Here is a 24563-nt window from a genome sequence, read left to right as displayed (position 1 = left end):
GCCGCTTCCTCACGCGGGCGCTGGCGGTGCTGACGGCGCGCTGCTGCGGTCCGGTTCCTCCGCGGTGAGCGGCTTGGCGATGTTCTCCAGCGACTGACCCTCGGCCCGCACGCCGAGGAACGCCTCCACGAGGCCGGCGCCGATCATCAGCACGGCGCCGATGAAGTAGCCCACCGCGATGCCGGTGATGTCCTTGTCCGCCGAGGCGTTGTCGATCAGCTTGCCGAAGATGAGCGGTCCGGTGATGCCGCCCGCGGCCGTGCCGATCGCGTAGAAGAAGGCGATGCACAGCGCCCGGGTCTCCATCGGGAAGACCTCGCTGGCCGTCAGGTACGCCGCGCTGGCGCCGGCGGAGGCGATGAAGAAGACCACCGCGCCGCACGCGGTCAGCCCGATCGCCGACAGGTCGCCCAGGAAGAGGCCGGTGACGCCGAGCAGCACGCCGGAGACGACGTAGGTGCCGGTGATCATCCGCACCCGGCCGATGGAGTCGAACAGCGGCGAGAGCGCCAGCGCGCCCACGAAGTTGCTGACCGCGAAGACCGCGAGGTACCAGCCGGTCTGCTTCACGCCCAGGAAGGTCGACAAGGTGTCGCCGTAGGTGAAGAAGAAGGCGTTGTAGAGGAATGCCTGGCCCAAGAAGAGCGAGAAGCACAGCACGGTGCGCTTGGGGTACATCGTGACGACGGTGCGGGCGATGAGCGAGAGCGGGATGGTGCGGCGCTGCCGGATGGTGATGGTCTCCTCCACCGGCTCGAGCTGCACGCCGTCCTCGTCGGCCACCGTGCGCTCGATGCCGGCCACCACCTCGTCGGCCTCCTGCTCGCGGCCGTGGATGAACAGCCAGCGCGGGCTCTCCGGTACGTTGCGGCGCACGAACAGGATCCCCAGCGCGAGCACCGCACCCAGCCCGAAGGCCAGCCGCCAGCCGAACGAGGGGTCGAGCACCTTCGGGTCCAGCAGCGGGATCGTCAACAGCGAGCCGGCGGCGGCGCCCACCCAGAACGAGCCGTTGATCGCCACGTCGACGCGGCCCCGGTAGGCCTTGGGGATCAGCTCGTCGATGGCGGAGTTGATCGCGGCGTACTCGCCGCCGATGCCGGTGCCGGTGATGGCGCGGCACACGAAGTACCACAGCGGGTTCATCGAGAACGCCGTGAGCACGGTGCCGACGGCGTAGACGCCGAGCGTGAGCATGAACAGCTTCTTGCGGCCGAACCGGTCGGTGAGCTGGCCGAAGAACAGCGCACCGATGCAGGCTCCCGCGACGTAGACGGCGCCCGCGATGCCGATGTCGGTGGAGTCCATGCCCAGGCCGGTGCTGCTCGGCTTCAGCGCATCGGACATCGAGCCGACGATGGTCACCTCGAGCCCGTCGAGGATCCACACCGTGCCCAGCCCGACCACGATCAGCCAGTGCCAGCGGGCCCACGGCAGCCGGTCCATCCGGGCGGGCACGTCGGTCTGGATCGTTCCGGTCTCCACGGAGCTGGCCATGGCCGACCACTACCCGACATCCCCGCGCCGCACACGTTCTCCCGGTACGGTCTCCGCATGCGCGCCCGGTTTGTCCTGCTGCTGACGACTCTGCTGGCCGTGACGATCGCTCCCGCGAGCGCCGCGCCGGCGCTGCGACTGGACGGCGTCGCCGTACGGCTGCCCGCCGGCGCCACCCAGGTGCTCACCGTGCGGCACACCCACGGCTACCACGCTCGGGCGACGCTGTGGCAGCTCACCGACGGCCGGTGGGCCAAGGTGATCCGCAGCAACGACGCCCGCACCGGCTACGGCGGCCTGGTGGCCGGCAACCGGCGGCACCAGGGCAGCGGCACGATCCCGCTGGGCACCTTCTCGCTCGCCTCGGCCTTCGGCACCCACGAGGCCGACCCCGCCTGGCGGCTGCCCTACCGGCGCCTCACCGACGGCGACTACTGGGTCGGCGACAACAGCTCAGCCTTCTACAACCAGTTCCGCGCCAAGAGCGAGGGCGGTTTCCGCTGGTGGCTGCCCAGCAGCGACGCCGACGCCTCCGAGCACCTGATCGACTACGCCAGCCAGTACGAGTACGTCGTGCCGATCGGCTTCAACGCCAAGCAGGTGCGCCACAAGGGCTTCGCGATCTTCCTGCACGTGAACGGCAAGGGCCCCACCGCCGGCTGCGTCTCCGTGCCGCGCTGGATGATGAGGTCGCTGCTGGCCCGGCTCGACCCGGCTGCGAAGCCGGTCATCGCGATCGGGCGGTAGGTCGGCTCGCTCTTGTCCTGAGCGTGCTGAGCGTGATGAGGTCGCGTCGTGTCCACGACCTGGCTCATCGTCGTGGGGCTCGTCCCGGTCGCCCTGATCGTGGTGCTGGCCCTGGTGCTCAGGGGCCGGCTGCAGGAGCGCTGGTTCGGCGGCACCGGCCTGCAGGAGTGGCGATCGGTGGCCCGGAGCCTGCCCTGGCGCGACCGGTGGGCACTGTGGCGCGCCAATGCGGCGGGTCGGGCGACACGGTCGTCGCGGCTGGCTCCGTTCGCCGTCCAGCGCGGCCAGGCGCTGGCCGCCGCCAGTGGCCGGATGGCGGCGAACAGGTCCGTCTCGCGCACGCTGGTGTTCTTGGCGTCGGTAGCAGCGGTCACGACCGTTGTCACCGGTGACGTGGGAGTCTTCGGCTGGCTGTCGCTGGTTCTCGACGCGCTGCTACTGCTCCTCGGCCTGTGCTACCGACGGCTGCACCTGCGCCAACAGGCGCGCTTCGTCGACTCCGTGCGACGCAACCAGGAGCTCGCGGCCCGGTAGGCAGGTCGGCTCAGGCGCTCTTCTTCGCCGGGGCCGCCTTCTTGGCGGCTGCCTTCTTGGTGGTGGTCTTCTTCGCCGCGGTCTTCTTGGCGGCCGCCTTCTTGGCCGGCGCCTTCTTGGTCGTCTTCTTCGCCGCCGGCTTCTCGTCGGTGTCGTCGGTGTCCTCGGTGTCCTCGGTGTCGTCGACAGCCTCGCCCCGCTTGGACTTCGCCGCGTTGACGCTCTTCTGCAGCGCGGCCAGCAGGTCGACGACCTCGCCGGAGGTCTTGGTGGTCTCCGGGGTGCGCTTGACCTCGCCGCCCTCGATCTTGGCCTTCACCAGCGCCTCGACGGCCTCGCGGTAGTCGTCCTCGTACTCGGAGGCGTCGAAGTCGCCGGCCAGCGTCTCGACCAGCATGGTGGCCATCTTGACCTCGCTGGGCTTGGCGTCCTCGGCGTCCAGGCCGCCGAAGTCGGGCTGGCGGATCTCGTCGGGCCACATCATCGTCTGCAGCACGATCACGTCGTCGCGCACGCGGAGCACGGCCAGCGAGGTGCGGTTGCGGATCGCGATGGTCACCAGCGCCATGCGGTCGGAGTCCAGGAGCGCCTGGCGCAGCAGGGCGTACGGCTTGACGCCGGTCTTCTCCGGCTCGAGGTAGTAGCTCTTCTCGAACAGCATCGGGTCGATCTGGTCGCTCGGCACGAACTTCTCGACGCCGATCTCGCGGCTGCCGGTGACCGGCAGGTCGGCCATGTCGTCGTCGTCGAGGATGACCATCTCGCCGTCCTCGGTCTCATAGCCCTTCGCGATGTCGGAGTAGGGCACCTCCTCGCCGTCGAGGGAGCAGATCCGCTGGTATTTGATCCGGCCGCCGTCGGTGACGTGCACCTGGCGGAACGTGACGTCCTTGCTCTCGGTAGCGGAGTAGAGCTTCACCGGCACGCTGACCAGCCCGAACGAGACCGCGCCCTTCCAGATCGATCGCATAGCACCAGCATAGGGTCGACGCGTGCCCGCCCCCGGTCGTCCGATGCTCGCCACCAAGGGCGAGCGCGTGCCGCGCGGTGAGGCGTGGTCGCACGAGGTGAAGTGGGACGGCATCCGAGCACTCGTCGACGTCGGCGAGCGCGTACGGGTCTGGACCCGCACCGAGCGCGACGTGAGCGTGGCGTTCCCCGAGCTCCAGGCGCTCTCTCACGCCGGCTGCGACCTGCTGCTCGACGGGGAGATCGTCCGTCTCGGCGACGGCGTGCCCAGCCTGGCCGGCCTGGCCGACCGGATCCACCTCACCAACGCAGGCAAGGCGCGACGGCTGGCGGACACCGCACCGATCACGCTGCTGGCCTTCGACGTCCTGCGGGCCGAGGGTCGCGACCTGAGCCGCGAGCCGTGGGCGGTCCGCCGCGAGCGGTTGGAGGCGCTCGGCCTCGACGACGTCTCCTGGCAGGTGCCGCCCACCTACGGCGACGGCGAGGCGCTGCTGGCCGGCGTGCGCGAGCAGGGATTGGAGGGCGTGGTGTCGAAGAAGGTGACCTCGCGCTACGAGTGGGGCGCGCGCAGCCGCAGCTGGCTGAAGTTCCCGCTGCGCACCACCGGCTCCTACGTGGTGGGCGGATACCGGTTCGAGACCGACAGCGCCAGCCGGCTCGGGGCGGTGCTCCTCGGCGAGCGGACCGGGTCGGGGCTGGTCTTCCGCGGCCGGGTGGGCAGCGGCCTGGCCGGTCGCTCCGGGCGGGCAGTGGCCCGTCTGCTCGAACCACTGCGACGCGCCGACAGTCCGTTCGTCGAGGTGCCGCGCGTCGACGCGCTCGGCACGGTGTGGGTCGAGCCGCAGGTCGTGGTCGACGTGGACTACCTGCGCATCACCGCCGACGGCCGGCTGCGCCAGCCGTCGTTCCGGGGCGTGCGGGAGGACGTCGATGGCTGAGATGCAGGTGGAGGTCGACGGCCGCACGCTGAAGATCTCCAACCTCGACAAGGTGCTCTACCCGCGCACCGGCACCACCAAGGGCGAGGTGCTCCACTACTACGCCCAGGTGGCGCCCGTGCTGCTGCCGCACCTGGCCGACCGCGCGGTCACCCGCATCCGCTGGCCCCACGGGGTGGAGGAGAGCAGCTTCTTCGAGAAGAACGCACCGGCCGGTGCGCCGTCGTGGCTGCGGACGGCCAAGGTGCCCACCACCGGCTCGCGCAGCGCCTCGGGCCAGGCCGACACGCTGCGCTTCCCGATCGTCGACGGCCTCGCCGCGCTGACCTACCTGGTCAACCTGGCCTCGCTGGAGCTGCACGTGCACCAGTGGACGGTGGGCCGCAACGGTCAGCCGCGCAACCCCGACCGGCTGGTCATCGACCTCGACCCGGGCGAGGGAGCCGGCACGGGGGAGTGCGCCGAGGTGGCCCTCATCGTCCGCGACCGGCTCGCCGCCGACGGCCTGACCGCCTACCCGGTCACCAGCGGCAGCAAGGGCATCCATCTCTATGCGGCGGTCGACCTCGGCAACCCCGACGACGTCCGGGCGTGGGTGCACGAGATCGCCCAGGAGCTGGAGAAGCAGCACCCGGCGCTGATGCTGTCGTCGATGACCAAGTCGCGCCGCAGCGGCAAGGTCTTCTTGGACTGGTCGCAGAACGCCGGCTCCAAGACCACCGTCTCGCCGTACTCCCTGCGCGGCCGCGAACGGCCGACGGTGGCCGCCCCGCGCACCTGGGCCGAGATCGAGGCCGGGGCCGACGACCCGTTGGAGCTGGAGCAGCTGCGCTACGAGGAGGTCCTCGAACGGGTCGCCGCCGACGGCGATCTGTTCGGGACAGCGTGAGTCCGCCGCTCCCGAGATACGGCGGACTACTTTCTCTGTTCCCGCGCAGCAGCGTCGCAAACCTCCCTTTCCGGGATACCGTGCTCGGCATGTCTGCTCGCCTGCGCCACCTCTCGCCTCGGACCGGAGCCGCGCTGGTCGCCGTCGTCGTCAGCCTGGTGATGGGGGTGCAGGCCTCGGCCGGCGCCGCACCCCTCCCCACACGCAAGGCCTGGCTGGCCGACACGGTGAGGGCGATGAAGGGCTCGCAGGCCTATGTCCGGCAGCGGGTCGACGCCCAGCAGAAGGGCCAGAAGCTCGCCATCAACCTCGACATCGACAACACCTCGATCCAGTCCCACTACGCCTACCCCAAGGCGGTGCCGGTGACGCAGCGGTTCGCCCGCTACGCCACCAAGCACGGCGTCACGCTGTTCTTCAACACCGGCCGCTACGCCGACCAGCTGGGCGCGATCTCCAAGGTGCTGACCAAGGCCGGGTACGACTACACCCGCATCTGCGGGCGCCAGCACGGCGAGTCGCTGACGCACAGCAAGCAGCGCTGCCGGGCCCAGTTCTACGCCGACGGCTACACGATCATCGCCAACGTCGGCAACCGCGCCACCGACTTCGTCGGCGGCGACTACGAGAAGGGCTTCCGCCTCCCGGGCTACGCCGGCAAGCTGAGCTGACCGCCCAGGAGAGCGCCCGCCCGAGCGCCCTCTAGGACAGCGGTGCGGCCAGCTCGAGGTTGATGTCGTCGGGGTCCTGGATCGACAGGATCGCCATGCCGGCGTCGGTGAGGTCGGTGACCTCGCCGTGCTCGATGCCCGCCTGCGTGAGCGCCTCGGCGGCCGCCTCCAGGTCCGCGCGGGAGGACACCGCGAAGCTCACGTGGTCCAGTCCCGTGCTGTCGGCGTCGAAGGAGGAGGACCCCACCGGTCGCAGCCCGAACAGGGTGCCCTGCGGGGTCTGGTAGACGACGCCGCCGTAGAACTGCGCCGGGTCTTCGCGGACGCCGGGGTCATCGACCTTGGCCGAGTTGTCGGCCGCGACCTCGAACCCGAAGAGGCGGTCGTAGAACTCCTTCGATCGAGCGATGTCGGTGACGGTGAGGCGGACATGGCCGAAGCCCGAGCTGTCAATGAGTGCCATGTCCGCCCCGTACCCGTGTGCCGGAAGCGCAATCAGGGCGTCAGCCGGTGCAGGTCGCGCGGGAACAGCGTCACCTCGCGCACGTTGGCCGCCTCCACCAGCCGTGCCGTCCAGCGCTCCAGCCCGATCGCGAACCCGCCGTGCGGCGGCATGCCGTGCCGGAACGCCTGCAGGTAGGCCGCGTAGTCCGCCGGGTCCTCGCCGCGCGCCCGGAGCGCCGCGTCGTAGTCGCCCGGCCGGTGCAGCCGCTGGCCGCCGGTGACCAGCTCCAGCCCGCGGAAGAGCAGGTCGAAGCTGTTCGACCAGCCCGCATGGCCGGTCGGTCGAGGAGGCGCGGCGGCGTCGTCTCGAGACCACGGGTGGGTGTAGAACGGCCGCTTGGCCATCGGGTACCCCTCGACCGCCACCAGGTCCGAGCCGTGCTCCGCCTTCGCCCAGGCACCGATCTCCCGCTCGTGCTCCGGCGCCAGGTCGGGCTCGTCCTCGGGTGCGCCGACCAGTCGCAGCGCGTCGGCGAAACCGATCACCGGGATCTCCTCGGGCACGACCGGCACCTCGACACCGAGCCGCTTGATCGCCGCCGCGGCCCAGCGGCGCACGCCGTCGGCCATGCCGGCGACGACGTCGCGCAGCACCGCCAGCACGTCGCGGTGGTCGCGGACGAAGCCCAGCTCGACGTCGAGCGAGACGTACTCGGCCAGGTGACGCACCGTGTCGTGCGGTTCCGCGCGGAACACCGGACCGACCTCGTAGACCCGCTCGAAGACGCCTACCAGCTGCTGCTTGTAGAACTGCGGGCTCTGCGCCAGGTACGCCGGCCGGCCGAAGTAGTCGACCTCGAACACGTTCGAGCCGGACTCGGTGGCCGACTCCACGAACTTCGGCGACTGCACCTCGGTGAAGCCCGCTGCGTCGAGCGTCGCCCGGAAGCCGCGCAGGCTGGCAGCGGCCAGCTCCCACCGGGCCCGCTGCGCCGGGTGGCGCCAGGTGACCGGCGCGTGGTCGAGCAACGTCGGCAGCGAGGTGTCCAGCGTCGGTCGCCACAGCTCCACCGGTGGTGTCTCGGCGGGCTCGGTGAGCAACGTGATCGTCGGCGCGGTCACCTCCACGCCACCCGGCGCCTGCGGGTTGGCCGTCGCGGTGCCGGTGACCTCCACCGTGGTCTCCTCCGGCGGCACCGGCGTCCCCGGCGCGACCACGACCTGCGCCAGCCCGGTGCGGTCGCGCAGCACCAGGAAGGTCACCGACGCCAGCTCTCGGCGCCGGTGCACCCAGCCCTGCAGGGTGACCTGCGAGCCGGGCTCGGCGTGCGCGAGCGAGTCGTTCAACGTGCGTGTCATCTCCACCTCCAGTCATGGGCCCTGGAGGTGTGGGCGGGGGCTAGATCGCGGTGCCACCACACCTTCGCCGACCCGGATCGGATCGGCCTCTCGTCGGTACGCCGTGACGCGCGGGCCGACGTCAGCGAGGGTTGTCAGGCCTCACGTCGAGCCGGCAGCAGGATATCCGGAGCCCGCCGACAACCCCATCGGATTCCTTGGAGTTATCCAGGCATGATCGCCAGCCACGACCGTCGTGCGTTCGAGGAGTTCGTGCGCGGCTCCTCCGACCGGCTGCTGCGCACGGCCTACCTGATGTGCGGCGACCGCGGTCACGCCGAGGACCTGGTGCAGACGACGTTGCTCCGCACCGCCCGCCGCTGGCGTGCGGCCCGGCGGACACCGGAGGCCTACGCCCGGCGCGTGCTGGTCAACCTGGCCAAGGACCGCTGGCGCGGCCTCTCGCGCCGTCCGGTCGAGACGGCGTGGGACGGCGTGCCCGAGCCGGTGTCGGTCGAGACGGGCGCCGACCCGACCGTGCTGGACGTCGTCCGCCTACTGCCGCCGGGCCAGCGCACCGTCCTGGTGCTCCGCTACTTCGAGGGCCTCAGCGTCGAGGAGACCGCTCAGACCCTCGGCTGCTCCACCGGCACCGTCAAGTCCCAGACCTCCCGCGCGCTGGAACGGCTCCGGCACGCCCTCACCGAACAGGAGTCACCATGCTGACCGACGACGAGATCACCACCCGGCTGCGGCGCAGCTTCGAGCACGCGACCGCCGACCTGCACTACGCCCGGCCGGTCGCCCCGCCCCGCCCGCGCCCGGCGCTGGTCCTGGTGCCGGCGGTCTCCCTGGCCGGTGCTGCGGCGATGGGAGTCGTCGTGGCCGGCCAGCCGGGTGCGGCGCCATCACCGCACTCACCGGGCACCCACGCCGCGCCGCCGAGCCCGACGGTCGTGACCACGTCGCTGGGCACGCCGTCCTCGACCATCCGCTTCGCCGGCTACCTGATGACCTCACCGGCCGGGGTGGACGCCGCTCACGCCGTCGCCGCCCTGGTGACCGACCCGGTGCCGGTCCCGACAGATGCCAGCCGGGTGCGGAACGCCGACGGCGTCGAGGCTGCCGTCGGTCACTACCCAGGCACCGACCGGGAGGCGATCTGGGTCACCGTGCCCTCGCGCAACGACGGCCGGCCGATGGCGCTGGTCTCTCCGGACCTGACCCGCCAGCAGCTCCTCGAGCTGTGGCGCACCGGGACGTCCGCCACGAAGTGAGGCCGCGGTGGTTGACTGCTCGCGTGGACGACGACGCGCGCGTGGTGACCGCGAGCCGTGAGATCGACGCCCCGGCCGACGTGCTCTTCGAGCTCATCGCCGACCCGGCCCGGCAGCCGGAGTGGGACGGCAACGACAACCTCGCCTTCTCGATCTCGCCCCGCGTGCGCGCCGTCGGCGACGTCTTCGTTACCACCCTGACCGGCGGCACCGACCGCGACAACCACGTGGTCGAGCTCGAGGAGCCCCGCCTCATCGCGTGGCGGCCGGCCACCGCCGGACAGCCGGTCGCCGGCCACCTCTGGCGCTGGGAGCTCGAGCCGCTGGACGCCGCCCGCACCCGTGTGACCCACACCTACGACTGGTCGCAGCTCACCGACCCCCACCGCGAGGAGCGCGCCCGCGCCACCACCCCCGCGATGCTCGCGGCCTCGCTGGAGCGGCTGGCGGCCCTGGCCGGCCGCGCGTAGGGATCACCCCGCCGCCGACGGTGAATGCCGCTGCCCGGCTCGACCACCGGAGTGTCGTGGGTGGGTCGTCAAAGGGTGTTGACGGTGGGTGCAGGTGGGTTCGGTCGTGGGGCCGGCTGTGGTGATCGAGCAGCTGGCGAGCCGCGCGTCGAGATCACCCCACCGCCGACCGCAGCCGCGTCAGGTCCGGTCGATGGTGGCCAGTGCGTCGATCTCCACCAGCATCTCCTCACGCGGCAGGCCCACCATCACCGTGGTCCGCGCGGGGAGGACGGCGTGCGCGCCGAGCCGCTCGGCGAGGAAGTCGCCGTACGCCTGGTTCATCGCGGCGAAGTCGTCGCGGGTTGTCAGGTAGACGCGCAGCATGACGACGTCGGCCAGCGAGGCGCCGCCGGCGAGCAGGATCGCCTCGACGTTCTGCAGGGTGCGGGTGGTCTGCGCGGCGACGTCGCCGGCGAAGACGTACTCCCCGGAGGCGGGGTCCACCGGTCCCTGGCCGGAGACCTGCAGCAGTCCGCCGGCGAGCACGCCCTGGGAGAAGGTGTGGGCCGGGGCCGGCGCGTCGGAGGTGGTCACGGCGGTGCGGGTCATGAGGGTTCCTTTCCCGACCACGCCGCCTCGATGGCCGACGTGGTCTGCAACAGGTGGGGGAGCAGGTCGTGGACGCCGTCGCGCTCGAGCAGCACGGTGGGCACAGAGACCGACACCGCGGCGACGACCCGGCCGCCCGGGTCGTGCACGGGAGCGCCGATGCAGTTGACGAACTCCTCGTGCTCCATCGCGTCCTCGGCCCAGCCGCGTTCGCGGACCAGGTCGAGCTCGGCGCGGAAGGCGCCGGCGTCGGTGATGGTGCGCGAGGTGAAGGGGGCGAGGTCGAGGCCGGCGAGCACGGCGTCGAGCCGTCGCGCCGGCAGGTCGGCCAGCAGCACCTTGCCCACGGCGGTGGCGTGCACGGGCGCGGGCAGACCCACGCGCGAGTACATGCGCACCGGGCTGGTGCTCTCGACCTTGGCGAGGTAGACGGCGTCGTGCCCCTCGAGTGCGGCAAGGTGCACCGCCTGGCCGCCGGTCGTGCGGCCGAGAGAAGTGAGGTGGGGGAGTGCGAGGTCGCGCACCGCGTGGTGCTCGAGCGCGACGGCTCCGAGGTCGAAGAGGCGCGAGCCCAGGGAGTAGCGGTGCTGCTCGTCGTGGCGGACGAACCGGTCGTGCTCGAGGGTCCGCAGCAGCCGGAGCACGGTGCTCTTGTGCACCTCGAGCCGGGCCGCGAGCTCGTCGAGGGAGCGCGGGCCCTCGCCCAGCTCACCGAGGATCTGCAGCGCCCGTGCCACCGATTGGCTCATCGTGGATCCTCGAGCAGGTGGTCGCCGCGGTGGGTCAGCACCGACGCCGCCACCCGGTGGCCCAGGCCGAGCCGCTCGGCGGGGTCGAGGCCCTCGACCAGCCCGGTGAGGTAGCCCGCCGCGAAGCCGTCGCCGGCCCCGATCGGCTCGACGACGTCGACGCTCAACGCGGGCACGGTGGTGCTCGCCCCGGACGGCTCGACCTCCGTGGCCTCGTGGGCGTCGGACTTCAGCACCAGCCGGGGCCGTGGCCCAAGTCGTGAGCGCAGGCCCGCCACGTCGGCGGTGCCGAGAGCGGCGAGCGCCTCGTCGGCGCCCAGGAGCACGACGTCGGCCAGCGAGAGCAGGTCGACCAACGCGTCGTGGTCGCGGCCGTGCCACAGGGCGGGGCGCCAGTTGAGGTCCACGCAGAGCGTGAAGCCGAGACGGTCACGCTCGCCGACGAGCCGGTGCAGCAGGGTGTCGTCGGCGAGCACGCCGGCCGTGATGCCCGAGGTGTGCACGACGGCGCACTGCGCCAGCGCTTCGGCGACGTCGGGCCGGTCCAGCAGGTCGGCGCACATCGCCGAGGCGGCCGAGCCGGAGCGGTAGTAGTGCATGCGGCTCGCGGCGGTCTTCACGTAGGCGCCGGTCGGTCGGACCTCGTCGCGCGCGCCCAGCACGCGCACGCCGGCTGCGGTGAGGTCGGCCTGCACCAGGTCGCCGAAGGGATCAGCGCCCAGCCTTGTCACGAAGGTCGCGGGCACGCCGAGGACGGCCAGACCCCAGGCCACGTTGGCCTCCGCGCCGCCGACGCCGGCGCGCCAGGTGCGATCGCCGACGGCGTCCAGCACGGCCAGGGCCTCACCCAGGCACACGACTCCTTGACCGCTCATCGATGGCGATGCTAGGCATGTGCCTTCGCATCGCGCAACATGCATTGCACATTGTGCAATCGCTGGGTTGGGAGTCTCGTGGAACCGTCCGACCGCATCGATCCGTGGGTCAAGTGCGCCCCACCGGCGTGGTGGGGCCGCACCCTCGCGGAGGTCCGCGGCACGCTGCTGCGCGAGATGCCGACGCCGCTCCTCACGCTCTCCCGAGTGGCCCTCGACCACAACCGCGACGTGCTGGCGGCGTGGTGTCGCGAGCGTGGTTACGAGCTCGCCCCGCACGGCAAGACCACCATGGCCCCGCAGCTGTGGCGCGAGCAGCTCGACGCAGGTGCGTGGGCGATCACCGTGGCCAACGCCGCGCAGCTGTGGGTGGCCCGGGCCTTCGAGATCCCGCGTGTGCTGGTGGCCAACCCGATCCTCCACGTCCCCGCCCTGCAGGAGATCGCCGCGCATCCCGAGCAGGAGGTGCTGGTGTGGGCCGACGCGGTGGAGACGGTCGAGCGGATGGCGCGCGGACTGCCCGACGCCGCCGCCCTCGCGGTGCTGGTCGAGGTCGGCGGCGCCGGCGGACGGACGGGAGCGCGGTCGGCGCAGACGGCCGCAGAGGTCGCGAGAGCAGTGCTCGCGGCTCCCAACCTGCGACTGGCCGGCGTCGCCGGCTACGAGGGCGCCCTGGCCCACGACCGTGACGAGGCCAGCCGCGAGACCGTGCGTGCATACCTGCGCTCGTTGGTCGAGGTGCATCGCTCGCTGGTCGGCCGCTACGAGACCGAGCCCGTGCTCACGGCCGGCGGCAGTGCCTACTTCGACGTCGTCGACGAGGTGTTCGGCGAGGTGGAGGACGCTCGCCTCGTGCTCCGCAGCGGCGCCTACGTGGCCCACGACGACGGCTTCTACCGGCACGTCTCGCCGCTCGGCGAGCAGCCGCGCACGTCCGGTCCGGCGCTGCGACCCGCCATCCACGGCTGGGGCCGGGTCAGCTCGCAACCTGAGCCAGGACTGGCGATCCTCGACGCCGGCAAGCGCGACCTGCCCTACGACGAGGGCCTGCCCGAGGTGCAGAACGCCGAGGGCGTCCGCATCATCGCCCTCAACGACCAGCACGCCTTCGCGCGCTTCGATGCCGACCGGGCACCGATCGGCATCGGCTACGTGGTGCGGCTCGGGCTCTCCCACCCCTGCACCGCCTTCGACAAGTGGGCCTACATCCCGGTGCTCGACGACGTCGACGCCGAGGACCCGGTGGTCGTCGACGTCGTACGGACGTACTTCTGATGCGCACGCTCGTCCGCGACGCACTGGTGGTGGACGGCTCTGGGGAGCCGGGCTACACCGCCGACGTCGGGATCGTCGAGGGCCGCATCACCTTCGAGCCGGTCCGCGATGCCCACGTGGTCGAGTCGCGCGGTCGCGTGCTGTGCCCGGGGTTCATCGACATGCACGCCCACTCCGACGTCGTGCTGCTCACCGAGCCCGAGCACACCGCCAAGGTCAGCCAGGGCGTCACGCTCGAGGTGCTCGGCCAGGACGGACTCTCCTTCGCGCCCACTGACGAGCCCACCCGCGTGGTGCTGCGCCAGCAGATCGCCGGCTGGAACGGCGACTGCGCCGAGGCCGGCTGGGACACCGTGGCGGACTACCTCGCCCGGCTCGACGAGGGCATCGCCTGCCACGCGGCGTACCTGGTGCCGCAGGGCACGCTGCGGCTGATGGTGGTGGGCGCCGACGACCGGCCGGCCACATCCGCGGAGATCGACGCGATGTGCGACCTGCTCGCCCAGGGTCTCAGCGAGGGCGCCTTCGGCATGAGCAGCGGGCTGACCTACGCGCCCGGCATGTACGCCGACGATGCCGAGCTGGCCGCGCTGCTGCGCGTCGTCGCCGAGCACGGCGGCTACTACAGCCCGCACCACCGCTCCTACGGCGCCGGCGCGCTCGAGGCGTACGCCGAGATGATCGAGCTGTGCGAGCGCACCGGCTGCCCGCTCCACCTCACCCACGCCACCCTCAACTTCGAGCCCAACCGCGGCCGCGCCCCCGAGCTGGTCGCGATGCTCGACGCGGCGCTCGAGCGCGGCCTCGACCTGACCCTGGACAGCTACCCGTATCTCGCCGGCGCCACCACGCTGGCCGCGCTGCTGCCGGGCTGGGCCTCCTCCGGCGGGCCGACGGCGGTGCTCGAGCGGTTAGCCGATCCTGAGCAGGCACAGCGGATACGCCACGACGTCGAGGTCAGCGGCAGCGACGGCTGCCACGGCTGCGTCGTCGACTGGAGCACCGTGCAGGTCAGCGGCACCTCGGTGCCCGAGCGCGCCGGCACCTACGTGCGCGACTTCGAGGACGCCGTCGGGCTGCTGCAGGCCGACCGGCTCGCCACCTCCGTGCTCCAGCACGTCGGTCACGAGGACAACGTGCGCACGATCATGCGGCACCGCACACACTGCGGTGGCTCCGACGCGATCCTCGTCGGCGAGCGGCCGCACCCGCGCGCCTGGGGCACCTTCCCGCGCTACCTCGGGCACTACGTGGCGCAGGGCGTGCTCGACCTGGTCGAGGCCGTCCATCACCTCACGGGCCGTCCCGCCTCCCGGCTCGGGCTGACCGACCGCGGCCTGGTCCGCGAGGGCCATGCCGCCGACCTGGTGCTGCTCGACCCCGACCGCGTGCGAGACACGGCCACCTATGCCGACCCGCGCCGCCAGTGCGAGGGCATCGACGAGGTCTGGGTGGCTGGCGAGAGCGTGGTGTCCGACGGTCGCCGCACCGCCGCGATGCCGGGGAGGGCGCTGCGTCGCAGGGGATCGGGTCGCCGAGGTTCGAGCCGATGATCGACCTCCTGACCCAGGACCGCTGCCTCGCTGTCGTGCGGGCCCCGCGCATCGACGACCCGGTGGCGCTCGCCGACGCCCTGGCCGTCGGCGGCATCCGCGTGGTCGAGCTGACCTTCACCACGCCGGGGGTCACCGACCTGCTGCGCGCCGCGGTCGACGCCGGTGCGTTCGTCGGCTGCGGCACCGTGCTCAGCACCGAGCAGGCGGAGCAGGCCGTGCTGGCCGGTGCCCGGTTCCTGGTCACCCCGGGTCTCGGCCCGGACGCCGCCGCCATCGTCGCGACCGCCCACGCCGCGGGCGTGCCGGTGATGCTCGGGGCGCTCACGCCCTCGGAGGTCATGACCGCGGTCGCGCTCGGGGCCGACGTCGTCAAGATCTTCCCCGCGCGCACCGTGGGCCCGCGCCACCTGGCCGACCTCCACGGTCCGTTGCCCGACGTCGCCCTGGTGCCTTCGGGCGGGGTCGACGCCTCCAACGCCGCCGACTACCTGGCCGCGGGCGCGCTGGCCGTCACGGCCGGCACCTCCGTCGTCAGCGGCGACGACGTCGTCCACGGCCGCTGGTCCGCGATCACCAGCAAGGCGACGGACTTCGTCGCCGCTCTCGGAAAGGTCACCGCATGAACCCGCTGCTCGCCCCGCTGGCGTCCGACGACGACACGCTCAAGCTCATCCACGAACCGTGGAGCGGGCACGACACCCAGGTCGTCGTCGTCACCGTGCTCGGCATCGCGCTGATCGTCGCGCTCATCGTGGCGCTGAAGATGCACGGCTTCCTCGCGCTCACGATCGGCTCGCTGTTCGTCGGTATCGGCTCGGGCATCAAGCTGACCGACCTCGCGCTGTCCTTCGAGACCGGGGTCGGCGCGGTGCTCGGCAACGTCGGCGTCCTCATCGTGCTCGGCGCGATGCTCGGCAAGCTGCTGGCCGACTCCGGCGGCGCCGACGAGATCGTCGACAAGATCCTCTCCGGCGGCCGCGGCGGGCTGCCGTGGCGGATGGCCGCGGTGGCGTTCATCATCGGCATCCCGATGTTCTTCGAGATCGGCCTGGTGCTGCTGATCCCGGTCATCATGCTCGCCGTCCGTCGTTCGAAGGCGCCCGCGATGCTGCTCGGGATCCCTGCCCTGGCTGGACTCTCGGTGCTCCACGGCTTCATCCCGCCGCACCCCGGCCCGCTCGCGGCCATCGGCAACCTGCACGCCGACGTCGGCATCACCCTCGCCCTCGGCCTGGTCTGCGCGGTGCCGACGGTGATCCTGGCCGGTCCCGTGTGGGGCCGCTTCGCCGCGCGCCTGGTGCCGATCGGGGCCGAGGGTGCCGGAGGTGGCCTGCTCGCCGCCGACGACCGCGACGCCGACGGGGCTGACGAGCGCTCGACCCGGCGGCCGACCTTCGGCCTCACGATCGCCACCATCCTCGCGCCGGTGGTGCTGATGCTCATCCGCGCCGCGGCCGAGATCTGGATGAGCGAGAAGGCCTGGATCTACCCGCTGCTGCAGTTCCTGGGCGAGCCGATCGTGGCGCTGCTGATCGCGGTGCTGCTGGCCACGGTCACCTTCGGCACCGGCGTCGGCATGTCGCTGGACCAGGTGACCACCAAGTTCGCCGACAGCCTCAAGCCCATCGTCAGCGCCACGATGATCGTCGGCGCCGGCGGCGGCTTCAAGCAGGTGCTCGTCGACGGCGGCACCGGCGTCGCCATCGGCAAGGTCGCCGTGGCCGCGAGTCTCTCGGCCCTGGTGCTGGGCTGGATCATCGCCGTCCTGGTGCGCGTGGCCACCGGCTCGGCGACGGTCGCCATCGTCACGGCCTCGGGCATCGTCGCGCCGCTCGCCTCCGACCTCTCCGCCACCCACCTCGCCCTGGTGGTGCTGGCCATCGGTGCCGGCTCCCTGGCGCTCTCCCACGTCAACGACGCGGGCTTCTGGCTGGTGAAGGAGTACTTCGGCATGAGCGTGGGCCAGACCCTGAAGACGTGGACGGTGATGGAGACGATCATCGCCGTCGTCGGGCTGGTGCTGACCCAGGTGCTGTGGCTGCTGCTGTGACCTCGCGGTTGGGCGGTTTCCCCGCCTAGGCGGGGAAACCGCCCTGCGAATTGGGTGAAAGCAGGTCACCGAAGGGCGGTTTCCGTCACTCACGTGTCCGGTATCTCCGACCGGTCCGGTTCGCGCCTGCGGGATCGTTCCGCGCCTGCCACGCCCCGGCCGAACCATTCGTCCCACTGTCCACAGATTGCAGTGGGACCTGTTTGACCTGCGGTCGGGCTGGGGAGATGGTTCGGCAACCCACAGGTCGCTCGAGGAGGTGCGGGGGCGTGAGTCAGACCGTCGTGCCGATCGTGCCCGAGACCCTGCTCGACGACTTGGACGCGCGGGTGCGCGAGGTGGTGCGTCGTGACGGGGTCGACCCGCAGCGTGAGGTGCCGCGGGTGCGGCGGATCGCTGAGCAGGTGGTGCGTGCGCACGACGATCGGAGCCTGACCGGGGTCGTGGCACCGGTGGCCGACGTCGCGCAGGTGGTCGGCGAGCTGGTGGCGCGGGTGGCGGGGTTCGGGCCGTTGCAGCGTTTCCTCGACGACCCGGAGGTCGAGGAGATCTGGGTCAACGACCCGAGCCGGGTGTTCATCGCGCGGCGCGGTCGTCACGAGCTGACGTCGTTGATCTTGAGCCAGGCACAGGTCGAGGAGCTGGTGGAGCGGATGCTCAAGACCAGTGGTCGGCGGATCGATCTGAGCCAGCCGTTCGTCGATGCGATGCTGCCGGCCGGGCATCGGCTGCATGTGGTGCTCGAGGGCATCTCGCGGGGTTTCTCGGCGGTCAACATCCGCAAGTTCGTGCTGCGGGCCGCGCAGCTGGGCGACCTGGTCGAGCTGGGCAGCCTGACCTCGCAGGCGGCGAGGTTCCTCGAGGCCGCGGTGCTGGCCGGGCTCAACATCGTCGTCGCCGGCGGTACGCAGGCGGGCAAGACCACCATGCTCAACTGCCTGTGCGCCGCGATCCCGGGCAGCGACCGGATCGTCAGTGTGGAGGAGGTGTGGGAGCTCCGGTTCCCGGCCACCGACTGGGTGGCACTGCAGACCCGGCAGCAGGGTCTCGAGGGCACGGGCGAGGTCACGCTGCGCGACCTGGTCAAGGAGGCGCTGCGGATGCGGCCCACCCGGGTGGTGGTCGGCGAGGTCCGCAGCGCAGAGGCGCTCGACCTGCTGCTCGCGCTCAACAGCGGCCTGCCGGGTATGGCCACGATCCACGCCAACAGCGCCCGCGAGGCGCTGGTGAAGCTGTGCACACTACCGCTGCTGGCCGGGGAGAACATCTCCTCGCGGTTCGTGGTGCCCACCGTCGCGGCGTCCACCGACCTCGTGGTGCACCTGGGGCTGGACCGCCACGGCGTACGCCGGGTGAACGAGATCGTGGCGGTGCCCGGCCGCGTGGAGAACGACATCATCGAGACCGAGCCGCTCTTCCACCGCGAGGGCGACCAGCTGGTCCGCTCGCCGGGCATGCCGGCACGGCTGGAGGCCTTCGAGCGGGCCGGGATCGACGTCCACGCGCTGCTGAGGACCGACTGATGGGCGTCGTCGTCGGACTCGGGATCGGCATCGGCCTGCTGCTGGTGTGGTCGGCGTTCCTCGTTCCTCGTGCACCGCGTCGCAAGGGGCCCGGACGCATCGGACCGATGCTGGCCGCGGCCGGGATGGGCGGAGTCAGCGTGGCCGGCTTCGTCGCGCTGTGCCTCGGCTGCGCGACGGTGGCGGGGCTGGCGGTGCTGGTCGTCTCGCGCACGGCCAGCGTGGCAGCGGCGTTCGCGCTGATGGGTGGCTACCTGCCGGTGGCCATCACCCGCGGCCGGGCGCGACGCCGGCAGCGCGAGCTCGCCGAGGTCTGGCCCGAAGCGGTCGACAACCTCGCCAGCGCTGTTCGTGCCGGCCTGTCGTTGGCCGAAGCCGTTGCTGCGTTGGCGATTCGCGGCCCCGAGCCGCTGCGGCCGGCGTTCGCCGGGTTCGCCCTGGACTACCAGGTGACCGGCCGCTTCGAGGAGAGCCTCGACCGGCTCAAGGAACGTCTGGCCGACCCCGTCGGCGACCGTGTGGTCGAGGGCCTGCGCGTCGCTCGCGAGGTCGGCGGCGGTGACCTGGGCCGGCTCCTGCGGAGCCTGTCGGGCTTCCTGCGCGACGACGCCCGCACGCGCTCGGAGATCGAGGCGCGCCAGTCCTGGACCGTCAACGGCGCCCGGCTCGCGGTCGCGGCTCCCTGGCTGGTTCTTCTGCTGCTGTGCTTCCAGCCCGAGGTGATCGGTCGCTACTCCTCCACCGCGGGCGTCGTGGTGCTGGTCGTCGGCGCCGTCGCCTGCGTGGTCGCCTACCGGGTGATGCTGCGCATCGGGCGGCTTCCCGCCGAACGACGGATCCTGTCATGAGCTCACCCCACGACGTTCTTCTCCTCCGCTTCGCTCCTCCGAACAACGCCGCGGGGACCCCGACATGACGCCGACCCTGTGGGGAGCGGTGGTCGGCACCGGCGTCGGCGTCGGACTGCTGCTGGTGGTCGACCGCGTGCTCGCCGCGCGACGGACACCGTTCGAGGTCCGCGTGCTGCCCTACCTGCGCGACCTGCCGCAGCAGAGCGCAGCACGGCCGACGCTCGCGCCCACCTCCGCCCTGCAAGGGGTGTTCGGGCCGCTGCTGCAGCAGGCCGCCGACGTCGTCGAGCGCTTGCTGGGCGGTTCGGCGTCCATCCGGCGCCGGCTCGAGCGGGCGGACCTCGACCTCACGGTGCGCGACTTCCGGGTGCAGCAGGTGCTGTGGGGGCTGGTCGGGTTCGCCGTGGTGGCCGTGCCGGCGGTGCTCGTCTCCCTGGCCTCGCCGCAGCGGGCCGTGCCGTTGTTGGCGGTGTGCCTCGTCGCGTTCGCGCTGGGCGTGCTGCTGCGCGAGAACCGTCTTACTGCCCAGGTGACCACCCGCGAGCGGCTGGTGATGGAGGAGTTCCCCACCGTCGCCGAGCTGCTCGCGCTCTCGGTGGCCGCCGGTGAGAGCCCGGTGGCGGCGCTGGACCGGGTCTGCCGCCGCTCCCACGGCGAGCTCGCGGCCGACCTGCGCCGCGTGCTGGCCGACGTCCGCACCGGCACCCCGGTCACCCACGCCTTCGACGCGTTGGCCAGTCGCACCGGACTCCCCGTGGTCGCCCGCTTCGCCGAGGGTCTGGCCATCGCGGTCGAGCGCGGCACCCCGCTCTCCGACGTCCTGCACGCCCAGGCCGCCGACGTCCGCGAGGCCGGGCGCCGCGCCCTCATCGAGTCCGGCGGCCGGCGCGAGATCGCGATGATGGTGCCCGTCGTGTTCCTCGTCCTGCCCATCACCATCCTGTTCGCCTTCTGGCCCGGCCTGGTCGGGCTGCACCTGGTCACCACCTAACGAGGTTGGAGAAAGAGATGACACGACTGATCGATCGCTGGCTGCATGCCCGCCAGGACGACGAGCGCGGCGACGTGCCCGGGTGGGTCTTGATCACGGTGATGACGGCCGGCCTGGTCGCTGCTCTATGGGCCATCGCCGGCAACCAGCTGGGCGCCATGCTGCGGTCGGCGCTCTCCTCCGTCTCGGGGTAGCCGTGTGTCGGAGGGACGACCGCGGGGCCGCGGTCGTCGACTTCGTGCTGGTCAGCCTGGTGCTGGTGCCGTTGTTCCTCGGCATCATGCAGGTGGCGCTGGTGACCTTCGTCCGTACGACGCTCACCTCCGCCGCCTCCGAGGGCGCTCGCTATGCCGCCACCATCGACCGGGGCCCGGCCGACGGCGTCGCCCGCACGCGACAGCAGGTCTCGCGGGCGATCGCCGGCCACTTCGCCCGCGACGTGACCGCCGAGCCGGCCACCGTCGACGGCGTGGCCGGCGTCGTCGTGCACGTGCGCGCGGTGGTGCCGCCGCTGGGGCTGTGGGGGCCGGGCGTCGCGCTCGACGTCAGCGGCCACGCCGTGAAGGAGCAGGCACCGTGAGACGCCGGACCGAGCAGGGGACGGCGATCGTGGAGTTCAGCTGGTTGGCGATCCTGCTGCTGGTGCCGTTGGTCTACATCGTGCTCGGCGTGCTCGACACCCAGCGCACGGCCTTCGCCGCCACCACGGCTGCACGTTCGGCCACCCGTGCTTTCGTCACCTCGCCCGACGAGGCCTCGGCGCCGGCCCGCGCCCGCGCCGCCGCCCGGCTCGCCTTCGCCGACCAGGGCCTGGACCAGGCGCCGCTCGACCTCCGACTGCACTGCACCCCGCAGCCCTCGAACTGCCTCTCGCCGGGATCGGTCGTCTTCGCCGAGGTGCGCTCCAGCGTGCGGCTGCCGCTCTTCCCGGCGGCGCTCGGCCATCAGGCGCCGGCCGTCGCCGTCGACGCCTCGCACCAGTCGCCGTACGGCACCTTCCGCGAGGACCGCCCGTGAGCCGGGACGAGCGGGGCAGCGTCACCCCGCTGATCATCGGCTTCACGCTGATCCTGCTGGTGCTCGTCGCCGTCGTCACCGACGCCAGTGCCGCGTTCCTGCGCCGCCAGGAGATGGACTCCCTCGCCGACGCCTCCGCGCTCGCCGCCACCGACGGCCTCCAGGGCGACCAGGTCTACACGCGCGGCCTCGACCACGAGCAGGCCGAGATCGACCCCGTGGCCGCGCAGCGCTACGTGCAGGACTACCTCGCCCGCTCGGGGGCGAGATCGGCCTACCCGGGCCTCGACGTCCGGGTGGTCACCGACACCAACGTGGTCCGCGTCCGCCTCAGCGCCCCGCTCGTGCTGCCCTTCCACGTACCCCACGCCGGACCGAGCACGACCGTCACCGGCGATGCGGCCTCCGAGGTACTCATCGGCCGATGAGGAGAGCGATCGCGTGGGCGACGCGCTGAATCGGTGTGGACTGCGTGCCGGCCGTCCGGATCCTCACCGGTGCGAAGCGACCCCCCAGAAAGGCCACAGGAACGGCACAGGACCCGCCGCGAGGCTCTCGCGTCATGACTCCTCCTCACTCCCGTCGCACCGTGCTGCGTGCCGGTGCCGCCAGCGGCATCGGCGCTGTCTTGGCCACCGAGATCCTCGGCGCCGTCCGTGACACCGCGTTCGCGGTGCCCACCGCCTCGTCGAGGGCCGCCCTCGCCACCTCCACCGCCTGCACCACGTTGACCAAGGAGGAGACGCAAGGCCCGTTCTGGGTCGATGAGAAGCTCGAGCGCTCCGACATCCGCACCGACACCGAGGGCACGACCGGGACCCAGGCCGGTGTGCCCCTGACGCTGACCATCAACCTGCAGGACGCCGGTGCGAGCTGCGCACCCCAGGCCGGTGCGTACGTGGACATCTGGCACGCGAACAACCAGGGCGCCTACTCCGACGTCTCCGGCAGCGGCAACCCCGACAACGTCGGGCAGAACTGGCTTCGCGGCTACCAGGTCAGCGACGCCAACGGCTCGGTCACCTTCACCACCGTCATGCCGGGCTGGTACACCAGCCGCACCATCCACATCCACTTCCGGGTGCGACTCACCCTCAGTGACAGCTCGACGGTCAACTTCACCTCGCAGCTCTACTTCGACGACACGATCAACAGCGCGGTCCTCGCCACCAGCGGCTACAAGTCCGAGGCCAACCGCGACACCTACAACTCCGGCGACCAGCTCTACGACGCCACGCTCCAGGTGCCTCTCACCGGCGACACCACCAGCGGCTACGCGGGCTCGTTCACCGCCAACCTCGACTTCGGCGACGACAGCAGCACCAGCACCAGCAGCTCGAGCACCGACCAGACGGTCTCGGCGACGCTCGTCTCCGCGGTCGCGAAGCGTCGATCACGGCGCCGCCTGGTCGTGGTGCGCCTGAACGCCGGTGAGCGGGTCACCGGCAGGGTCCGGCTGGTCCGTCACGACACCGTGCTCGCCCACCGTCGCTGGGGGTGGCTCGCCCAGGGAGCGCACACGTTGCGGGTCAAGGTGCCTCGCAAGGTCGCCCACGGCGACGCCAAGGTGCTGGTCAACCTCGCCGACGCCAGCGGCAACACGTGGTACGCGGTCAGACGCGTCCACGTGCCGCGCTGACGGGTCCCACCACCTCGTCCCGGCGCCCGGACGCGCTTGGTTCAGTAGGGAGTCGTCGCCGCGACGGCCAGGGCGCGGCCCATCTTGAACGGGCTGGCCTGACGGTAGAGCCAGGGACGCCCGAACCAGAGGTAGCCGTCGACGTCGGCGTCGCCGGTGTTCGGGGTCGGGCGGATGCCGAGGGTGTCGCAGCGGGTCTGGGTGAGCGAGCGGCAGACGTCGGCGTTGTCGAAGTCGCCGTGCGGGTGCATCGTCCAGTACTGCGACCAGGTGAAGCCCTGGCCGTTGTCGGCGGTGTCGATGACCGCCTTCTTGCCGGGCAGGCCCAGCCGAGTCAGGGCGGCGACGACGTCGTGGGCGTGCGCGACGTCGTCGGCGGCGGGGGAGTAGTGGGTGGCGCCGAGCGCGAAGCCGCGGGCGTACTGCACGCCGGCGCGCTGCAGCAGCGAGGCGGCCTGGGAGGCGGTGAGCCAGTCGGCGTCGCCGGCGTCGAGGTACACCGAGGTGCGGGGCAGTGCCGACAGCGTCTGCGCGGCGTAGGCCACCAGGCCGAGGCGGACGCTGGGGCTCCAGCCCTTGAGGGCCAGCGGCAGGTCCGGCTCGAGGACGATCGCGGTACGGGCGTTGCCGATGCCGGCGGCCAGTGCGTCGATCCAGGCGCGGTAGGCGCGCTGCTGGGCCGGGCCGAAGCTGTGGCCCTTGCCCTTCTCGCCGAACCTGCCCCACTCGCGGAAGACGGCCAGCTGCACCAGGTCGTCGGGGTTGCCGTTCTGGCTGTTGGCGACGTAGCTGCGCACCTTGGCGGTGATCGCCCTGGTGCCCACCCAGCCGCCGAACCAGCGCGCCCGCGGCGTCAGCGCGATCTTGGCCAGCAGCGTCTTGTCGGTGCCGCTGGCCCGCAGGTAGGCGCCGTAGGCCTCGTCGTACTTGGAGGTGTACACGCCCCACGGCTGGGCCAGGTGGGGCGTGGTGGCCTCGGCCGGTGCGGCCGCCGGACGGGCCTGGGCCACCGACGTGCCGCCGCACGTGAGTGCGGCGACGAGCAGCGTCGCGAGGACGGCGCGGAGCAGACGGGTCACCGCGCCAGCGTAGAAAGAATCCGTCTATTTCGTGACAGAACGGATAGGTTCGCCCAGTCGTTCCCGTAGCCCCAGGGCCAGCCCGAGCAGCGTCGCCTCGTCGAAGGCGCCGCCGACGCGCTCGGCCAGCCACCGGCGCCGGACCGGTCCGAGCCGCACGCGGGAGTGCACGCGGGTGCCACCGTCGGGGGTGGGGGCACAGAACAGCGCCCACGAGAACGCCGTGCGGCCGCGCTGCGAGCGGTGCACCAGCACCACGGGCTCGACCGCCTCCACCAGGGTCAGAGTGGCCTCACGACCGCCCCAGTCGGGGATGGTGTCGCCGACCTCGAGGTGCTGCAGCGACGCCACCACCTCGCGGGTCGCACGACGACCGGCGGGCACGAACCGCTCGACGCTGCGGGGCAGGTACCAGCCGCCGCGCTGCTTGCCCAGCTGCACCAGCCACGGCCAGACGTCCTCGGGCGGAGCGGCGAGCGTGAACGCCCGGTCCATCGCGACGTCGGCGGCCACCAGGTCGTCGCCCGGCAGCCGGGCGGCCACCTCGTCCGCGGTGGGTCGCACGACGTCGGTCAGCACCTGCCTCAGAC

29 protein-coding genes are annotated in these 24563 nt (G+C 72.0%); 20 read left to right on the top strand and 9 right to left on the bottom strand.

Features of this window, described 5'->3' with window-relative positions; all coding sequences use genetic code 11:
- Positions 1-9: 9 nt before the first annotated feature.
- A complete protein-coding gene (locus D9V37_RS08250) occupies positions 10-1497 on the bottom strand; it encodes an MFS transporter (protein ID WP_121805633.1) in 1488 nt (495 codons plus the stop codon).
- A 57-nt stretch (positions 1498-1554) separates the two neighbouring features.
- Here D9V37_RS08250 and D9V37_RS08245 point away from each other — a divergent pair, with 57 nt between their 5' ends.
- The gene (locus D9V37_RS08245; RefSeq protein ID WP_121805632.1) at positions 1555-2244 is read left to right on the top strand and encodes a L,D-transpeptidase family protein; all 690 of its coding nucleotides are present in this window, start codon (positions 1555-1557) and stop codon (positions 2242-2244) included.
- A 48-nt stretch (positions 2245-2292) separates the two neighbouring features.
- On the top strand, positions 2293-2778 hold the full coding sequence (locus tag D9V37_RS08240) for a hypothetical protein (RefSeq protein ID WP_121805631.1): 486 nt from the start codon (positions 2293-2295) through the stop codon (positions 2776-2778).
- 10 nt (positions 2779-2788) lie between these two features.
- On the opposite strand, the gene ku is transcribed toward D9V37_RS08240, so the two are convergent.
- Entirely contained in the window at positions 2789-3748 is a 960-nt protein-coding gene (ku, locus tag D9V37_RS08235) for a non-homologous end joining protein Ku (protein WP_121805630.1), read from the bottom strand.
- 22 nt (positions 3749-3770) lie between these two features.
- Here ku and D9V37_RS08230 point away from each other — a divergent pair, with 22 nt between their 5' ends.
- From D9V37_RS08230 to D9V37_RS08220, 3 genes are all read left to right on the top strand, one after another.
- Positions 3771-4688 (top strand): ATP-dependent DNA ligase, encoded by a 918-nt coding sequence (locus D9V37_RS08230; protein WP_232524812.1) that lies wholly within the window; start codon positions 3771-3773, stop codon positions 4686-4688.
- Positions 4681-5577, top strand: a complete 897-nt coding sequence (gene ligD / locus D9V37_RS08225; RefSeq protein ID WP_121805628.1) for a non-homologous end-joining DNA ligase — start codon at positions 4681-4683, stop codon at positions 5575-5577. The genes D9V37_RS08230 and ligD overlap by 8 nt, the downstream gene beginning before the upstream one ends.
- A gap of 89 nt (positions 5578-5666) precedes the next feature.
- Positions 5667-6248 (top strand): HAD family acid phosphatase, encoded by a 582-nt coding sequence (locus tag D9V37_RS08220; RefSeq protein WP_147455897.1) that lies wholly within the window; start codon positions 5667-5669, stop codon positions 6246-6248.
- 31 nt (positions 6249-6279) lie between these two features.
- On the opposite strand, the gene D9V37_RS08215 is transcribed toward D9V37_RS08220, so the two are convergent.
- Both D9V37_RS08215 and aspS read right to left on the bottom strand, forming a co-directional pair.
- Positions 6280-6711 carry a VOC family protein gene (locus tag D9V37_RS08215; protein WP_121805626.1) on the bottom strand — a complete coding sequence of 144 codons (432 nt, stop codon included), beginning with the start codon at positions 6709-6711 and terminating at the stop codon, positions 6280-6282.
- Between the two features lie 32 nt (positions 6712-6743).
- Positions 6744-8051: an aspartate--tRNA(Asn) ligase gene (aspS, locus tag D9V37_RS08210; RefSeq protein WP_121805898.1), complete on the bottom strand. Its 1308-nt coding sequence runs from the start codon at positions 8049-8051 to the stop codon at positions 6744-6746.
- Positions 8052-8264: 213 nt separating this feature from the next.
- Between aspS and D9V37_RS08205 the strand changes: the two genes are divergently transcribed.
- The 3 genes from D9V37_RS08205 to D9V37_RS08195 are packed head-to-tail and all read left to right on the top strand — an operon-like array spanning position 8265 to position 9777.
- Positions 8265-8756 (top strand): SigE family RNA polymerase sigma factor, encoded by a 492-nt coding sequence (locus D9V37_RS08205; RefSeq protein WP_121805625.1) that lies wholly within the window; start codon positions 8265-8267, stop codon positions 8754-8756.
- Positions 8750-9307, top strand: coding sequence for a hypothetical protein (locus D9V37_RS08200; RefSeq protein ID WP_121805624.1), 558 nt, complete (start codon positions 8750-8752; stop codon positions 9305-9307). The genes D9V37_RS08205 and D9V37_RS08200 overlap by 7 nt, the downstream gene beginning before the upstream one ends.
- 23 nt (positions 9308-9330) lie before the next feature.
- Positions 9331-9777 carry an SRPBCC family protein gene (locus tag D9V37_RS08195; protein ID WP_121805623.1) on the top strand — a complete coding sequence of 149 codons (447 nt, stop codon included), beginning with the start codon at positions 9331-9333 and terminating at the stop codon, positions 9775-9777.
- 180 nt (positions 9778-9957) lie between these two features.
- On the opposite strand, the gene D9V37_RS08190 is transcribed toward D9V37_RS08195, so the two are convergent.
- The 3 genes from D9V37_RS08190 to D9V37_RS08180 are packed head-to-tail and all read right to left on the bottom strand — an operon-like array spanning position 9958 to position 11992.
- Positions 9958-10368 (bottom strand): RidA family protein, encoded by a 411-nt coding sequence (locus D9V37_RS08190; RefSeq protein WP_121805622.1) that lies wholly within the window; start codon positions 10366-10368, stop codon positions 9958-9960.
- On the bottom strand, positions 10365-11117 hold the full coding sequence (locus D9V37_RS08185; RefSeq protein WP_121805621.1) for an IclR family transcriptional regulator: 753 nt from the start codon (positions 11115-11117) through the stop codon (positions 10365-10367). Before D9V37_RS08185 ends, D9V37_RS08190 begins: the two co-directional genes overlap by 4 nt.
- Entirely contained in the window at positions 11114-11992 is an 879-nt protein-coding gene (locus tag D9V37_RS08180; protein ID WP_158604415.1) for a sugar kinase, read from the bottom strand. The genes D9V37_RS08185 and D9V37_RS08180 overlap by 4 nt, the downstream gene beginning before the upstream one ends.
- Positions 11993-12070: 78 nt before the next feature.
- Here D9V37_RS08180 and D9V37_RS08175 point away from each other — a divergent pair, with 78 nt between their 5' ends.
- The 12 genes from D9V37_RS08175 to D9V37_RS08125 all read left to right on the top strand — a co-directional run bounded on the left by D9V37_RS08175 (position 12071) and on the right by D9V37_RS08125 (position 22894).
- The gene (locus tag D9V37_RS08175) at positions 12071-13267 is read left to right on the top strand and encodes a type III PLP-dependent enzyme domain-containing protein (RefSeq protein ID WP_232524811.1); all 1197 of its coding nucleotides are present in this window, start codon (positions 12071-12073) and stop codon (positions 13265-13267) included.
- On the top strand, positions 13267-14820 hold the full coding sequence (locus D9V37_RS08170; protein ID WP_121805618.1) for an N-acyl-D-amino-acid deacylase family protein: 1554 nt from the start codon (positions 13267-13269) through the stop codon (positions 14818-14820). The genes D9V37_RS08175 and D9V37_RS08170 overlap by 1 nt, the downstream gene beginning before the upstream one ends.
- Positions 14817-15446: a bifunctional 4-hydroxy-2-oxoglutarate aldolase/2-dehydro-3-deoxy-phosphogluconate aldolase gene (locus D9V37_RS08165; protein WP_121805617.1), complete on the top strand. Its 630-nt coding sequence runs from the start codon at positions 14817-14819 to the stop codon at positions 15444-15446. The genes D9V37_RS08170 and D9V37_RS08165 overlap by 4 nt, the downstream gene beginning before the upstream one ends.
- Positions 15443-16873, top strand: coding sequence for a GntT/GntP/DsdX family permease (locus tag D9V37_RS08160; protein ID WP_121805616.1), 1431 nt, complete (start codon positions 15443-15445; stop codon positions 16871-16873). Before D9V37_RS08165 ends, D9V37_RS08160 begins: the two co-directional genes overlap by 4 nt.
- Positions 16874-17142: 269 nt before the next feature.
- Positions 17143-18396: a CpaF family protein gene (locus D9V37_RS08155; protein WP_232524810.1), complete on the top strand. Its 1254-nt coding sequence runs from the start codon at positions 17143-17145 to the stop codon at positions 18394-18396.
- Complete coding sequence (locus D9V37_RS08150) at positions 18396-19244, top strand: type II secretion system F family protein (protein WP_121805614.1); 849 nt, start codon at positions 18396-18398, stop codon at positions 19242-19244. Before D9V37_RS08155 ends, D9V37_RS08150 begins: the two co-directional genes overlap by 1 nt.
- Before the next feature lie 64 nt (positions 19245-19308).
- The gene (locus D9V37_RS08145) at positions 19309-20238 is read left to right on the top strand and encodes a type II secretion system F family protein (protein WP_121805613.1); all 930 of its coding nucleotides are present in this window, start codon (positions 19309-19311) and stop codon (positions 20236-20238) included.
- Positions 20239-20255: 17 nt separating this feature from the next.
- Positions 20256-20432 carry a hypothetical protein gene (locus D9V37_RS20420; RefSeq protein WP_198412439.1) on the top strand — a complete coding sequence of 59 codons (177 nt, stop codon included), beginning with the start codon at positions 20256-20258 and terminating at the stop codon, positions 20430-20432.
- Between the two features lie 2 nt (positions 20433-20434).
- The gene (locus D9V37_RS08140; protein ID WP_121805612.1) at positions 20435-20818 is read left to right on the top strand and encodes a TadE/TadG family type IV pilus assembly protein; all 384 of its coding nucleotides are present in this window, start codon (positions 20435-20437) and stop codon (positions 20816-20818) included.
- Positions 20815-21255, top strand: a complete 441-nt coding sequence (locus D9V37_RS08135; RefSeq protein ID WP_121805611.1) for a hypothetical protein — start codon at positions 20815-20817, stop codon at positions 21253-21255. Before D9V37_RS08140 ends, D9V37_RS08135 begins: the two co-directional genes overlap by 4 nt.
- A complete protein-coding gene (locus D9V37_RS08130; protein ID WP_121805610.1) occupies positions 21252-21683 on the top strand; it encodes a pilus assembly protein TadG-related protein in 432 nt (143 codons plus the stop codon). The genes D9V37_RS08135 and D9V37_RS08130 overlap by 4 nt, the downstream gene beginning before the upstream one ends.
- Before the next feature lie 134 nt (positions 21684-21817).
- Positions 21818-22894, top strand: a complete 1077-nt coding sequence (locus D9V37_RS08125) for an intradiol ring-cleavage dioxygenase (protein WP_121805609.1) — start codon at positions 21818-21820, stop codon at positions 22892-22894.
- A 41-nt stretch (positions 22895-22935) separates the two neighbouring features.
- On the opposite strand, the gene D9V37_RS08120 is transcribed toward D9V37_RS08125, so the two are convergent.
- Positions 22936-23973 (bottom strand): glycoside hydrolase family 6 protein, encoded by a 1038-nt coding sequence (locus D9V37_RS08120; RefSeq protein WP_121805608.1) that lies wholly within the window; start codon positions 23971-23973, stop codon positions 22936-22938.
- Between the two features lie 24 nt (positions 23974-23997).
- On the bottom strand, positions 23998-24552 hold the full coding sequence (locus D9V37_RS08115; RefSeq protein ID WP_198412437.1) for a hypothetical protein: 555 nt from the start codon (positions 24550-24552) through the stop codon (positions 23998-24000).
- Positions 24553-24563: the final 11 nt, after the last annotated feature.

It is taken from the genome of Nocardioides mangrovicus, assembly GCF_003674065.1.
GTDB classification, from domain to species: domain Bacteria; phylum Actinomycetota; class Actinomycetes; order Propionibacteriales; family Nocardioidaceae; genus Marmoricola; species Marmoricola mangrovicus.
The sequence above is the reverse complement of the archived record's forward strand: the minus strand, read 5'-3'. Positions and strand labels throughout refer to the sequence as shown.